The organism is Paenibacillus sp. 4624 (genome assembly GCF_050435065.1).
GTDB lineage: Bacteria > Bacillota > Bacilli > Paenibacillales > Paenibacillaceae > Paenibacillus > Paenibacillus amylolyticus_D.
Genome location: NZ_JBNDJR010000005.1, coordinates 105,974 through 119,701, shown reverse-complemented (window position 1 = coordinate 119,701; position 13,728 = coordinate 105,974). Strand labels below are relative to the sequence as shown.

14 protein-coding genes and 1 pseudogene are annotated in these 13,728 nt (G+C 41.8%); 5 read left to right on the top strand and 10 right to left on the bottom strand.

Going from position 1 to position 13,728, the window contains the following annotated elements; genetic code table 11:
* Positions 1-29: 29 nt before the first annotated feature.
* Both ABIE27_RS13375 and ABIE27_RS13370 read left to right on the top strand, forming a co-directional pair.
* Positions 30-281: a (4Fe-4S)-binding protein gene (locus ABIE27_RS13375; protein WP_429350681.1), complete on the top strand. Its 252-nt coding sequence runs from the start codon at positions 30-32 to the stop codon at positions 279-281.
* On the top strand, positions 274-555 hold the full coding sequence (locus tag ABIE27_RS13370; protein ID WP_123063536.1) for a GNAT family N-acetyltransferase: 282 nt from the start codon (positions 274-276) through the stop codon (positions 553-555). Before ABIE27_RS13375 ends, ABIE27_RS13370 begins: the two co-directional genes overlap by 8 nt.
* 92 nt (positions 556-647) lie before the next feature.
* Here ABIE27_RS13370 and ABIE27_RS13365 read toward each other — a convergent pair whose 3' ends face one another.
* Positions 648-2,579 (bottom strand): fructose-1,6-bisphosphatase, encoded by a 1,932-nt coding sequence (locus ABIE27_RS13365; RefSeq protein ID WP_429350680.1) that lies wholly within the window; start codon positions 2,577-2,579, stop codon positions 648-650.
* Positions 2,580-3,080: 501 nt separating this feature from the next.
* On the opposite strand from ABIE27_RS13365, the pseudogene ABIE27_RS13360 reads away from it, so the two are divergent.
* Together ABIE27_RS13360 and ABIE27_RS13355 are read left to right on the top strand one after the other, a co-directional pair.
* Positions 3,081-3,547: pseudogene (locus tag ABIE27_RS13360) on the top strand (PTS sugar transporter subunit IIA).
* A 21-nt stretch (positions 3,548-3,568) separates the two neighbouring features.
* On the top strand, positions 3,569-4,972 hold the full coding sequence (locus tag ABIE27_RS13355; protein WP_429350679.1) for a glycoside hydrolase family 1 protein: 1,404 nt from the start codon (positions 3,569-3,571) through the stop codon (positions 4,970-4,972).
* A gap of 318 nt (positions 4,973-5,290) precedes the next feature.
* On the opposite strand, the gene ABIE27_RS13350 is transcribed toward ABIE27_RS13355, so the two are convergent.
* On the bottom strand, positions 5,291-6,283 hold the full coding sequence (locus ABIE27_RS13350) for an acryloyl-CoA reductase (protein ID WP_429350678.1): 993 nt from the start codon (positions 6,281-6,283) through the stop codon (positions 5,291-5,293).
* Positions 6,284-6,445: 162 nt separating this feature from the next.
* Between ABIE27_RS13350 and ABIE27_RS13345 the strand changes: the two genes are divergently transcribed.
* Positions 6,446-7,039, top strand: a complete 594-nt coding sequence (locus ABIE27_RS13345; RefSeq protein ID WP_123063540.1) for a TetR/AcrR family transcriptional regulator — start codon at positions 6,446-6,448, stop codon at positions 7,037-7,039.
* A 345-nt stretch (positions 7,040-7,384) separates the two neighbouring features.
* Here ABIE27_RS13345 and ABIE27_RS13340 read toward each other — a convergent pair whose 3' ends face one another.
* The 8 genes from ABIE27_RS13340 to ABIE27_RS13305 all read right to left on the bottom strand — a co-directional run bounded on the left by ABIE27_RS13340 (position 7,385) and on the right by ABIE27_RS13305 (position 13,502).
* Entirely contained in the window at positions 7,385-7,813 is a 429-nt protein-coding gene (locus ABIE27_RS13340) for a nuclear transport factor 2 family protein (RefSeq protein ID WP_240036705.1), read from the bottom strand.
* A 272-nt stretch (positions 7,814-8,085) separates the two neighbouring features.
* Positions 8,086-8,679: a TlpA family protein disulfide reductase gene (locus tag ABIE27_RS13335; RefSeq protein ID WP_429350677.1), complete on the bottom strand. Its 594-nt coding sequence runs from the start codon at positions 8,677-8,679 to the stop codon at positions 8,086-8,088.
* A 13-nt stretch (positions 8,680-8,692) separates the two neighbouring features.
* Positions 8,693-9,406, bottom strand: coding sequence for an ABC transporter ATP-binding protein (locus ABIE27_RS13330; protein WP_429350676.1), 714 nt, complete (start codon positions 9,404-9,406; stop codon positions 8,693-8,695).
* On the bottom strand, positions 9,399-10,220 hold the full coding sequence (locus ABIE27_RS13325) for an ABC transporter permease (protein WP_123063542.1): 822 nt from the start codon (positions 10,218-10,220) through the stop codon (positions 9,399-9,401). The genes ABIE27_RS13330 and ABIE27_RS13325 overlap by 8 nt, the downstream gene beginning before the upstream one ends.
* A 24-nt stretch (positions 10,221-10,244) precedes the next feature.
* The gene (locus ABIE27_RS13320; RefSeq protein ID WP_240036707.1) at positions 10,245-10,847 is read right to left on the bottom strand and encodes a nitrous oxide reductase accessory protein NosL; all 603 of its coding nucleotides are present in this window, start codon (positions 10,845-10,847) and stop codon (positions 10,245-10,247) included.
* Positions 10,844-12,241 carry a right-handed parallel beta-helix repeat-containing protein gene (locus tag ABIE27_RS13315; RefSeq protein ID WP_429350675.1) on the bottom strand — a complete coding sequence of 466 codons (1,398 nt, stop codon included), beginning with the start codon at positions 12,239-12,241 and terminating at the stop codon, positions 10,844-10,846. Before ABIE27_RS13315 ends, ABIE27_RS13320 begins: the two co-directional genes overlap by 4 nt.
* Positions 12,242-12,459: 218 nt before the next feature.
* Positions 12,460-13,137, bottom strand: a complete 678-nt coding sequence (gene bshB2, locus ABIE27_RS13310) for a bacillithiol biosynthesis deacetylase BshB2 (protein ID WP_123063792.1) — start codon at positions 13,135-13,137, stop codon at positions 12,460-12,462.
* A 20-nt stretch (positions 13,138-13,157) separates the two neighbouring features.
* Complete coding sequence (locus ABIE27_RS13305) at positions 13,158-13,502, bottom strand: YojF family protein (protein WP_123063545.1); 345 nt, start codon at positions 13,500-13,502, stop codon at positions 13,158-13,160.
* Between the last annotated feature and the right edge of the window lie 226 nt (positions 13,503-13,728).

Sequence of the window (13,728 nt, the reverse complement as noted above, 5' to 3'; positions counted from 1 at the left end):
AACTCTAAAGTGAAAGATGTGAAGAGAATATGAGTAAGGAGAAGTTATACTACGGTAAAGATATCGAGGTCATGTTTAATTCGGATGTATGCATTCATTCCGGTATCTGCGTAAAGGGCCTCCCTGCTGTTTTTGATTTGAGCAAGCGTCCTTGGGTTGATCCCGAAGGTGACACTTCGGAGGCTGTTGCCCGGCATATTGATACATGTCCAAGCGGAGCATTGACGTACAAGCTTCTGAACGATAAATTCACAACAAAGAAAGAGGATGAACATGCATAATGTAGAACATGAAGCTGCCAATAAAAGATTTATGATTCAAGATAACGGCAACATTGCTGCGGTGATGACATATGTAATTTCAAGTCCAGAGCTGTACATTATTGATCACACATTGGTCGAAAATGCATACCGGGGACAAGGGCTTGGTGATGAGCTTATCAAAGCTATGGTGGAATACGCGCGGGAAAACGATATTAAGATTTTACCTTTATGTCCTTTTGCCAAGGGTCGTTTCGAACGTATCTCTGAATATGCAGATGTTCTCCATCAATAATACGAATAGTTGCAATTGATTTTTATAAGTGCAGAAAAAAGTACAAAAAGCCTCCCTCGCATGAGTGCTTTTTGTACTTTTAGCATTTGCCCTCATTTCATGTAGCGATAGTCTAGTAGATCCTTCAAGTTTGAGATTTTCCGAAGCAGCTTCTCGCCAACATTGGTTTCTTTCACCAGTTTCCGTTCCAGTTCTTTATCAACCAGTCTTTTTACAGACAATACGTCCGTTCCGTTGCATAACACATCTTCTTTTGAATTGAATTTTTGATGGGCGACGAGCTGCATGCCAAAAGAGTTGTAAAGCAAGGTATATCCGGCAATGCCTGTTGTGGATTGATAGGCTTTGGAAAAACCGCCGTCAATCACGATCATTTTTCCGTTTGCTTTCACAGGGCTCTCTCCACTGATTTCTTTGACTGGGGTGTGGCCGTTAATGACATGTCCATGATCTGGATTCAAATCAAACTCCTGCAAGATTCTCCGACAGATCTCTTCATTTTCACGTAAATGGTAATAAGGATTTTTTTTCTCCTTATGTGCTTCTTTTTCTTGAATAAAATAACGTTCAAAAGTGGTCATTTCTCTCTTGCCAAAGAGTGAGGAACATTCTCCTGTCCAGATGTACCATACCATATCGGTCGCCAGATCTTCTGTCTCTTCCGGATGGGCAAAGGCGTAACGTAAATAATCTTCAAAAACATCAAGCAATTGACGGCCCGCATATGTCTTGTCTTCAATCTGCATTTCTTCCATATTTCCTTCTTCATCCATAGGAATACAGCCGTGGATTAACAAATTTCCGTTGTATTTTAAATAAAGGCTTCCCTTTTTCATGAGGAAATTCATATGTCTAGCCAGCTTTTCGGAATGCTGAACGGAGAACAGCAGTTTCTCCATCACTTGGCGTTCTTCCTCCAGCAATTGTTCAGGCATTTGCGGATTTACGGTTGTAAAACAGGTGTTTTCCAGCTTGTACGTTTTTCCACAGATTTTGATTTCATTTTTGTCGTAATCAATCTGTTCCAGCAAAAGTCTTTCAGACATATTAAAGTATGGGCGTCTCTTGATAATCGGGCTTTCAAGTTTAAACTGGATCATGGCAATGGCTTGGTGAATTTTGGTGATCTGCAAAATTTCCTGCTCTGATACATTATGGCCAGCCTGTAGCTTTGGTCTGAAGGGCAGATTGTCTTCATAGTATTTCTCCGCCAAGTTTAGCAGTGGGCGCAGATTTATTCCATATACATCTTCTATGATGTCCAGATTGTCGTATCTGGCACAGATCCGGATAATATTCGCAAGGCAGACCAGAGAACCCGCGTACGCACCGATCCAGAGGACATCATGGTTCCCCCACTGAATGTCTACAGAATGGTAATTGATTAGTGTATCCATAATTTTATCGGGGTCCGGACCCCGGTCATAAATATCTCCAACCACATGAAGATGGTCAACCACCAGGCGCTGGGTCGTATAAGCAAGGCCAATAATGAGCTTGTCCGCTTGGCCTAGGGATATAATTTGCCGATATATTTCCTCATAATAAGGATCTTTATTGTTGGTCGAATCCGTCTTGTATAGAAGCTCCTCTACAATATATACGTACTGCTCCGGCAGAGCTTTACGCAATTTCGAGCGCGTATACTTGGAAGAGGCATAAGAAATAAGCTTAAGCATGTGTTCAATCGTTTGTCTATACCACTGGTCTAGAGCCGGTTTATTGCTCAGTTCCCCTATAACCAGCTGTATTTTTTCTTCTGGGTAATAAACCAACGCTGCAAAATCATTGATTTCCTGATCCGTCCATACCTCCCGGAATAATTCCTTGATTTTTTCTTTGACGGTACCCGAACCGTTTCGTAGTACATGTTGAAAAGCCTGGTACTCCCCATGCAAATCACTGACAAAATGCTCGGTTCCCTTTGGGAGATTGGAGATCGCTTCAAGGTTGATGATCTCCGTGATGATTTTTTCTTCGGTATCATATTTCTGGGCCAATAAATCTAGAAACTGCTCATCCAAAACAGATGTCCCCCTTCAAAGAAGTTATGTGGTATTGAATCTATAGTAAGTTTCCAAGGGACTTTTACTTATATGGTGATTATCAGCATTGTCCTCCCTAATCATACTCCAGTTCATCAACTATGAACAAATTTCATCGAATGAATTTTGCCAAGAGGAATAAGCTGCCCTGTAGAATCACGAGCCTGTACCATATTCATAATACAAAAAAAGTCGATTTTACGTCATAGAAGACTAATTCCTTTGTTGCTTATTTCAGGAGCGATTGGCGGAGCATTGATTGCCATATTGGATGTAAGGATTTCGACATTTGTATTCAACAGTATTTTTACAATTCCTAATTATACCCCTGCACTTGGATATGTGATTGGAATTGGCTCAGCCTTTTTCGCCGCGACGATATTGGCATTTATCTTTGGAATAAAAGAAAAAGAGAAAGAGAAAGAAAATGCTTCAAACGAAAAAGCTCAGGATAATACAACCACTCCAAAGAAAGATCAGATGGTTTCGAGCGCAGTCGTTGAAATCTTTTCACCTTTGAAAGGTGAAGTCGTACCGCTGGAAAAAATAGATGATCCTGTATTTTCGACGGGCGCAATGGGTAAAGGAATTGGAATTGAACCTACTGAGGGGATCGTATTTTCTCCGTTTGACGGAAAAGTGGTCGATTTATTCCGCACAAACATGCCATTGGTTTAGCAAGTGATGAAGGTATTGAGATACTCATTCATATTGGAATTGACACGGTCAAATTAAAAGGCAAATATTTTGAAGCTCATGTTGAGAGTGGTGCCGTGGTGAAAAAGGGAGACAAATTAGTTACTTTTGATGTTCAAGGAATCAAGGATGCAGGGTTTCAAACCGTTACACCTGTTATTATTGCGAATACCAGTGACTATCTAGATGTACTCCCTGCTGACAGTAAGCAAACAAATGCAGGGGATCAGATACTAACTGTTATAAAATAAGCTGAACTAGGAGGAATAACCATGAATCAAAGAAATAAATCATTTCCAAAAGACTTCCTATGGGGAGGAGCAATTGCAGCAAACCAAACCGAAGGCGCTTATCTTGAAGATGGCAAGGGATTATCCATTGTTGATTTAATGCCAAATGGACTTCTCGCAGACCTTAAAGAGGATAGTACTGACCTTAACCTTTATCATGAAGGGATTGGTTTCTATCATCATTACAAGGAAGACATAGCCATGTTCGCAGAAATGGGATTCAAGGCATTTCGTACATCTATTGCCTGGAGCCGTATCTTTCCTAAAGGAGACGAACAAAGTCCAAATGAAAAGGGCTTGGAGTTCTACGACAATGTATTCGATGAATTACTGAAGTATGGAATCGAACCTGTTGTGACTATTTCTCACTTTGAAACCCCTTGGCATTTAGTCAAGGAATATGGTGGTTGGAAAAATCGTAAGATGATCGATTTCTATATGCGTTATTGTGAAACCATCTTTAATCGCTACAAAGATAAAGTTAAATATTGGATGGGTTTTAACGAAATAAATAATATTTATACAGGCCCCACGGCGGCTGGAGCAATCCTTATAGAAGAACATGAAAATCGTCTCCAAGCCATCTATCAGGCAAGTCACAATTGTTTTGTAGCTAGTGCATTAGCAACGAAATTATGTCACGAAATAATCCCTGGTTCTCAAATGGGTGCTATGTTAGCACTTAGTGCGCTTTATCCGAATACATGTCATCCAAATGATGTGTTTGAAACCTATGAAGTAAGAAGACGTGCCCTATTCTTTGGTGATGTTCTGCTTCGGGGAACGTATCCAAGTTATATTTATCGTATTTGGGATGAACATGATGTTCATATCAAAATGGAAGAAAAGGATTTGGAACTGATCAAACAATATCCCTCCGACTATTTAGGCTTTAGTTATTACCGATCCACTACACACAAAGCAGGAACCCGAATCTTGGGACACACGGGCGGAATAGCTGGAACACCGAATCCATACTTGGAGGCTACTCCCTGGGGTTGGCAGATCGACTCTAAAGGCCTTCGTTATGTATGTAATGAATTATATGACCGTTATCAGAAGCCGCTCTTCATTGTGGAAAACGGTATGGGAACCAATGACGAATTTGAGAATGGTGAAATCAATGACGATTATCGCATTGACTATGTAATAGCCCATATCAAAGAATTGAAAGAAGCCGTTGTGGATGGCGTAGAGCTTATGGGTTATACCTATTGGGGACCGATTGACATTGTCAGTGCCGGAACGGGAGAACTGAAGAAAAGATACGGATTTATTTATGTAGATCGGGATAATGAAGGAAAAGGAACATTGAAGAGAACAAGAAAGAAAAGCTTCAACTGGTATAAGAAAGTAATCGAAACCAATGGAGAGGATTTGGCCTAAACAACAATCCCCAATAAAAAGTGCTAAGTGACTTGGACCAGCGTAGAAGAAATCTATAATTTAAATTCCAGGTTTACTGGTTATTTTCTCCTACTCCTCCAGCATAAACTTCGAAGGAAAACAAAAACAGGATAATTCAGACTGGAATCTCTTTAAGTTTCTCAAGTTCTGAATTACAAAACGAATGAAGTAGCTGGTCTTATGACGCAGCTACTTCATTTTTTCATAATAACAAGATGTGATTTTTAAACTACAGCACATAGAGATCTTTTTACATCAAGTTCTCTATACGCTAGTGAGGTGATGATCTACATAAATTTAAGATACACGTACAAGTATACGTCCGAAAGTTTTAGAATGTAAAACTGTTGATACTGCCTCAGGAACCTCCTGAAGTGAAATTTCACGATCTATTAACTTCTCTAAAGTAGTGGGTTCCATTTCTCCTGCCATTTCTTTCCACAAAATATTTCTTTCTTCTTGTGGACAATAAACCGAATCAATGCCTAACAAATTAACTCCACGTAAGATGAACGGTAGTACTGTTGTTGGAAGGTTGCTGCCTCCAGTCAAGCCACTAACTGCAACCGAACCACCATACATGATCTGGCTTAAAACGGATGCAAGCTGCTGTCCTCCAACAGGATCAACGGCAGCCTGCCAGAGCTGTTTATTTAGTGGTTTATTTCCAGCTTGTACTTCGTCACGAGTAATCACTTCTCTTGCACCAATAAGCTTTAAATATTCTTCAGCTTGAGATTTCCCGGTACTTGCAGTCACATCATAGCCTTTTTTATTGAATATGGCCACTGCCACGCCACCAACACCTCCAGTAGCTCCTGTGACTAGCACCTTTCCATTTTGCGGCAGGACTCCGTTGTCTTCCAGACGTTTAATGGATAAAGCGGCAGTAAATCCAGCGGTTCCATATATCATTGCTTCCTTCAGAGTAAGATTCTCGGGAAGTGGCACCACCCATTCCGCAGGAACACAGGCGTACTCACTTAACCCACCGTAATGTGAGACCCCTAATTCGTAACCTGTCACGATAACCTTCTGTCCTTCATGAAAGCGTGAGTCAGCGGAAGAAACTACATGACCTGATAAATCTATTCCGGGAACAAACGGATAAGACTTTACAATTTTCCCCTCTGAATTGGTTGCTAATGCATCTTTATAGTTAATACTAGAATAAGCAACTTTAATAAGTACATCCCCAGTCGGTAATTGCTCAAACGGGATCGTTTTCACTGAAACTGAAAACTCCTCTAAATTTTTTTCAACCAATAGAGCGTTAAAGTCTTTTATCATAGATTTTCTCTCCTTCTGTTATGTTGAGACGATCTAAAGCTATTTAAACATTTTTATTCTGACCGGTCAACTTTTTTTATACTTCCGTTTTATATGTGATATAATATAAGAAATTTTGTATTCTCACTGTGAAATATATTATGTTTTAATTACGGAGGTTTTATGGCTCGTTATAAAAAAACTGAGGAAAAGAAAAGTCATTTGCTTTATGCCGCTTTTCAAGCATTGTCAGATCTCGGTTATGATGCAGTTACACTACAGATTATTTCGGACTATGCCAAGGTTAGTAAGGGTGTTGCTCACTACTATTTCGAGAATAAAGAGGCAATATTCATTGAATTACTTACATGGCTTACAGACAAAATTTTCAAAAAGGAATCATCAAGCATTGCTCTTGAGGAAAAAGCGATTCCAAAACTACAATCATATATTCGTTCGGTATTCATTTCCCCAGAAGAAAATCGAAAATTCTATCGTGTATACCTGGACTTTTTAGCTAAAGCAAGTAGAAATTCAGTCTACAGAGAAATAAACCAAAGATTTTATGACAATTGTAGTCAAATTGGTTCCGAAATTATCACTATTGGTCAAAAGGAAGGAGTTTTTAATCCCCATTTATCTCCAAAAGAGGCTTCTCGAGAAATTCGGGCTATTATTGATGGATACCTTATTCAGTGGCTAATGATGGATGAAGATCAACTTCATGATATCTATCATGAAGGATGCCTTGCTTCTATTTTAAAAATCTTAAAATAGTTAAATAAAAGTGACATGTTTAGAAACCACCAGTGGTAAAATAAAAAAAAGCCTCTTTCCCAAATATTACTCGTGGGTGATCAGTTTACTCGTGACGTGATGGATATCATCCTGAAGAAGACATCTTTTTGTTGAGATAATATAAAAACCGATGGGCATTTTACATATGTAAAGTTCCATCGGTTTCTTTAATTTTAGGATAGTTTGGTACAGGCCACAAATGCCATGAATCGAAAAAACAAGTCAAAAAATTAGATCAAAAGAAGGGTTGCATGGGTTAGTATGTAGCAAGCCAGAAGCTGTTGCTTACCTTAGGCCGCTGAAGTAATACCACCTATATTCATCTTACGAGTTATATTCATTGTAAGCATCTTCAGTCGTCTGCACGTTCTTCATATACATAATCTTTCCCTCTTCATTTAAACGCATAATATCTATACCTGCTTTGGTGAAAACCGTGCCATCTACTGCTTGACCGCATACCACCCAGTTCGTTCGATAACTGCCGTCGGGCTGAAGAACCCATGCATCCCACATATGTTTAATGTCTTTGTTGTATTCATAAATAGTCTTAACAACTACTTCGAATCCTGTACGACTGCTACCGTTTGAAACAATTTCAGCATCCTGCGTGAACAAGGATAACAAATCCTTCATAGCCCGATCGTCAGTGCGAGATGCATCAAACAAGCGGAAATAGTTATTTAACATCGTGATGTTTGCATCGGTGTTCAGAGAGTTAGTAGTGTTACCAGCTGTTGCTGTATTAGACATAGTATTACCTCCTGTATTTTCTACATTATTTTATGTAGCATAATTTAGTTCGAATATTTTCGAACTGTTTAGCCTGAAAAGAAATATATCATACTTACCACAAAGCTGCAATTAATAATTCGAAAATTTTCGAACAATAATAAGAATGTAGAACAATAGCGCTAAAAAATGATCAAACAATCTGAAATTCCTTACATTAAGGAAACCAGCTTGTTTGATCATTATTTTGAAATGCCCCTTATTTTTAACAATCATATATTAATCGTCAACATTCACATACTTTCCTCCAGCCATTGTTGCAAAGGAATATCCTCAGTCAGTTCACCGAGCAAGATATGGCTGAAATGCCCCCCTTGATCAATAACCATTGTGGCTGGCAGGCCATTGATACGGTACAGCTTGGATACCTTACCCGTTGCGTCAATGATCACCGGAAAATCGAACTGATGACTTTTCATAAACTCGTTAATTGTACCCTTGCTCTCTCCCACGTTAACAAACAGTGTCTCCACGCTGTTTTGGTTTTGCTGCGCAACCTCATGAACCAAGGGCATTTCTCTTACGCATGGCGTGCACCAGGACGCCCAGAAGTTAATCATCACGGCTTTGCCCCGGTAATCAGACAACTGGACTTGCTCCCCTTTGGAATTAACTGCTGTAAAGTCAGGAGCCTTAGCTCCTGCCAGGATCGGATTGCTGTGTTCGGAGCCGGAACTCGATAAATTCGTCAGCACGGCCCATATACCTGTAGTCAATGCTGCCAGTGCAATCAACATCGTAACAATCCGTCTTATTTTCGACCCTTTCTTTCTTTGTCCGTCCTGTTGCTCACTGTTCGTATCCATGCTTTGCGGCTTGTTTTGCATGATCACATCACCTTCACTTTATTCCCAGACTCTGATGAAAAGCAGCATGAAGTGAACCATACTGATTTCGAATATCTTCTACGGTGCCTTCCCCGACATTTGAACCCTGATTCATAAACATCACCTGGTCTGCAATGTCATTCGCCACTTCAAGCTGATGTGTGGAGAACACAACCATATGCCCTTCCTGTTTGATACCTCTCAGCAAATGCACAAACTCCTGCATCCAGAAGGGGTCTAGTCCATTGGTAGGCTCGTCCATGATCAGAAGAGCAGGCTTTGCAAGCATCGCCTGAGCAAACAATATACGTTGCCGCATGCCTTTGGAAAAGGTAGTTACCCGTTTATGTTTTTGCTCGCTGAGTCCCACCATCTCTAACACTTCCTGCACCCGCTCTCGGGGAAGCTTACGGAGCGAAGCCCAAAATAACAAAGCTTCCCCGGCCGTAAGACCTTGGCTGAACTGATAGTCATCCGGCATATATCCGATCTGATTCGCATACCGCTTGCGATCCTGTGACCAGCGTACGTTATTCACCATAATTTCCCCTGACGTTGGACGCAGAATCCCGGCAAGCATACGTAGCAAGGTACTTTTGCCCGCACCGTTCCCGCCGCATATTGCAAATACTTGACCGGAACCAAGTTGAAAGGAGATATCATCTACAATTATTTGACTTTTGATTTGTTTTCCTAGTCCGTTCACAACAACTTCCGATTCATGCACGAGAGCGCCCCCTTTCCCAGATGGCGTAGACAATGAGGATAGAGAAGCTTATCCATAACAGGCATATCCCGATAAATATCGTACTTCCCCATGGCTGTTGAACCCACGTCACCCATTGATAATACTCGGGCCCCAAGATAGAACCGCCGCCGAGTTTGATCACAATAAATAGACGTACCAGCTCAGCCGGGTTCAGAAAGGTCAACACCACCAGCAACGGTTTTATCCAGAGGTACGGCATTAGTCCTAATATCGCAAGCAATAATGTAGGCCAGCCAATAACGGTGAAAAACCAGATCGATACGGAAATCGTTAACGCCTGCCAGCGGTTACGGGACAACGATCCAATCCATAACGCAACACTTAGAAATAGCAGCACAAGTCCACAAGAAAAAGCCAAAAACAGCAGATAGGTCAACAGATCAATCGGATTGCCAAGCAACCCGCTAACCAGCCCCATCAGGCCGTAGCCAAATGTCACGATGAGCAGCAACACGGCGGCTAGTCCAAGATATTTGCCTGTAATGAAGGATAACGTGCCGATGGGATACGTGGAGAGAAGCTGCCAGCTTCCGTCTTCCTTTTCAGCCGTCAACGAGAATGAACCCAGAAATAGCGTCATCAACGGCAAAAGATACAGAATAAGATTCAGCATAGACCCTGTCGTGCCAGAGTATCCTTGTACTGGAGTCTGTGCATTGAGAAGCAGTAAACTTAAGCTAAATGTGCAAAAAAGGATGAGAAACGAATACGACCAAGGGTTACGAAACCCCGTTTTTAACTCTCTTTTAGCAATCTGTAACATATCAGACATCGACTTCACCACTCCCTGTCAGCATCAGTGGCTGCCTGATCCTTCTTTCGACTCACCTTCTTGATGCATATCTTTGCTCATATCTTCACCCATATCATGCTTCGAGCCTTGATCCGTCCCGCCCTCATCGTGACCATGTCCGTGCCCGTCTCCGTCCATATTCATGTTATCCATATTCTGAGTCCAATCATGAGAAGCAAGTTCATCCGCAGTCATAACCTTGCCTACACCCTGCTCGGCTACGAAAGCCTCGGCAGCAGCTTTATCCTTGAAGTTAACAATGCCATAGGCCATGGGTGTTCTGAGTGAAGGGTCATATACATAGGTCGCTTTATTGAATTCGATCCATTCTTTATCGTTATAATCACGTACATAGTCCATGCCAATGTTGTCTGTTCCATTTTCTTTTTTCCATTCATTCATGCAGCCAAGGTCATCGAACTTGAAGTTTTTACCATCCTTCGTTGTAAGCTGTGTTGCAAACGCATCATCCTTCACCTGCATATTACAGATCGCACAGATATCCACATCCTCGTTAATGGGCACAGCCGCATACTTCTGCCCACACGCCGTTAACATCACAGTACCTAACAGCAAAACCATTGCCAAAATCCAACGTTTATTCATTTTCTCCATACCCCCATATAGATCATCGTACTTGCAGACATACCAAGTAGAATTAAACCAATTATCATAACCAGACTTGATTGGGTTTCCACATTTGTTCCATCTGTCTTGAATGTTCCGGATGTTCCTGAAACTTCAGTATCGTTTTTCACAATGCTCATTTGCGGTGATTCATCTGTTGTCCAATTGCTTTTCCCTTCCGAGTGCAACTCACTCAGAAAGACCATACCCGGTGATTGAAAAAACAGTTGATATGCAGCATTTCTGCTTATTAATTGTTCATAGAACGGGTTGATTGCATAGGAAAGCTCGCTGATTCCATCGTGATTCAGGTCGAGTCCCTGAAATGAATCCCAATAGTTTTCTTTCAAAATATTATCCTTGCTGTCCATTGTCGAGGCATCAATAACGTTGGAGATAAATCGATTTTTCGTAAATTGATTTCCCTCAGCAAGCACCATCTGGATTCCAACGAAATTACGGATTAAGCCGTTGTCATCAATTTCATTGCCTGAGGATTCAGCGATATTCATGCCCACACGATTGCCCTCTACTGTATTGCTGTGGATCTTGGACTGATGCACGTCATAGAGCAAGATCCCTTGGGAATGAACATTCGAACTTTGTTTGCGAAAGGTATTGCCTGACACAATCGTATTTTTCACACCCATGATCATGGCACCTGTCATGTTACCTTCTCCTGTGTTATTCGTAACAGATGACCCATCGATATACATGCAATGAATACCGTACCTGGTTTGCATGAAACGATTATCGTTCACCGCCACGTTTCGACTGTTCTCCAGATAGATTCCATCGAGCACGCCCTGAATTTGATTCTCTTCAATCCTACTGTTATGTGAATTGTAGAGTTCTATTCCGTTGCCTTTTTGACTGCTGGATGCTGTGCTTGCACCTGCCCATTGAATTGAATTATTTCGTATTACAGAAGTAGTCGCATCACGTAGAAGCAAACCAGCTCCCTTGGTACGAAGCTTAAGGTCAGATACTTCGTTATTGCTGCCCGTAATCTGCACAGCTGCTGCTGGCTGACGAACGTTATGTTCAATTGTAAACCCTTCCAATTTCACACCTTCCGCCTGAATGGATATCGCACTTTGTTCCTGTTCATTATGGATGGTAACCGAATCATCCCCAATGAGAGTGAGTGCTTTAGAGATGAGAACGGGGCCTGCATATCGACCAGATTCAAGATGAATAACCGCACCGGTATCCGCTTGGTCTATAATGGGCTGAAGCAGGATGGATTCACGATCTCCAGTGACCCCAGTAGCATTCACGGTAGTTTGAAACACTGGAAGGAGCCCCAGTCCGATCACAATGAGGGCAACCAGAAGACGTTTCCCGAGCCTGAATCGTTTATCAATGTTCATATTTTTACTCCTGTATTTTGCATTCATATCATCACCACTTCCCTCCGTTCCTTCTTATTGTTGCCGCAGTAAAGCGTTATCCCAGTCCTTCACACAGTGTATCGAAAATGATAGATTTCCCATATAGCCCCATTAGGCTATAGCTTGCTTTCTTTTGTGTCCAAATTGTGAGTGAATGAAAAAAAGCCGCCAATTTGGCGGCTTTAGTAACTTTGAACTTATGCAAATGGATAGGTCCAGAACCGTTCACGCCCAAAGCGTGCTTGAAGTTCTTCATCGTTTAGCTTGCGGTTACCAAGCAACTCTGCGGCTTGAAACTGCGAGCGGTGGGCACGAATCGAGGCCAGTTTTTGCGCCAGAAATTGGGAGACATCTACGGTTACATCTGGCTTGCCAATATGCTGCTCATGATTATTAGAAAAAGCTACGCAGTGAACGACAGGACGCTCTTCCAGCGGTAGACGGCTAACAGCCCTGATCACCGCGGCTCCTGTCGCATCATGATCGGGGTGAACACTGTATCCAGGATAAAATGTAAAGACCAGTGATGGTTTAATCTCCTCAAGAAGAGCCATAATGCTGCCATCCAGCAATTGAGGATCTTCAAACTCTACCATTTTATCGTGAAAGCCCAGCATTCTTAAATCTTGAATACCAATGGCACTAGCTGCTTCAATAAGCTCCTCTTTGCGGATAGATGGCAAGGTCACGCGGTTCGCAAACGGCGGAATCCCCATGTTACGTCCCATCTCACCCAGCGTTAGACAAGCATATGTAACCTGTGCTCCAGAATCAATGTATTTGGCTAACGTACCCGATACGGAGAATGCTTCGTCGTCTGGATGAGGATAAACCACCAGGATGCGTTGATGCTCATCGTGTGCATTCTTTGTCATATGTTGTTCCTCCACTTCCATTAGAACTTCTCCCGGCTCAGCTGCAGAGCCACAACCAGTTTGCCCTGGGTATCATGGCCGGCCATAATCAATCTATCTTGTTCCTGCTCATCAATATGGGTGAGCCCTTCAGCATAGACCCAGCCATCTGTCGTCTTCAGACCGACACGGTAGGGTCCCTCACCTGAAATAGAGCCCTGTGTATATCGAATGGCCGCATTGGTGATAAAAGCCGAAGCCGGATGCCGTGAACTATCGTAATGTTGAGCGTAAGCGCCCGTTGTCATCTCAAGATGCATATATACATCCTGATTAACAAGGCGATCGAGCCGAAGCTGGATATCTTGTGGTTGTATCAGTTGCATGACGGCCTCCCTGTTTCATGTTAAAGTATGAATTCCATTTTATCATATGCAACAAAGAATATACATTTAAAGCTGCTCCCATGCATAAAATGACAGGGCTTTAGCCTACGTTTACTCACTTTATTCCGTTTTTTCTTTCTATCGATCCCAGACCTAATCTGCACACTTGAACAAAATATGAACTTTCTTCTTCACTTTTTTCTATTTTTCAAATGGTACAATATCG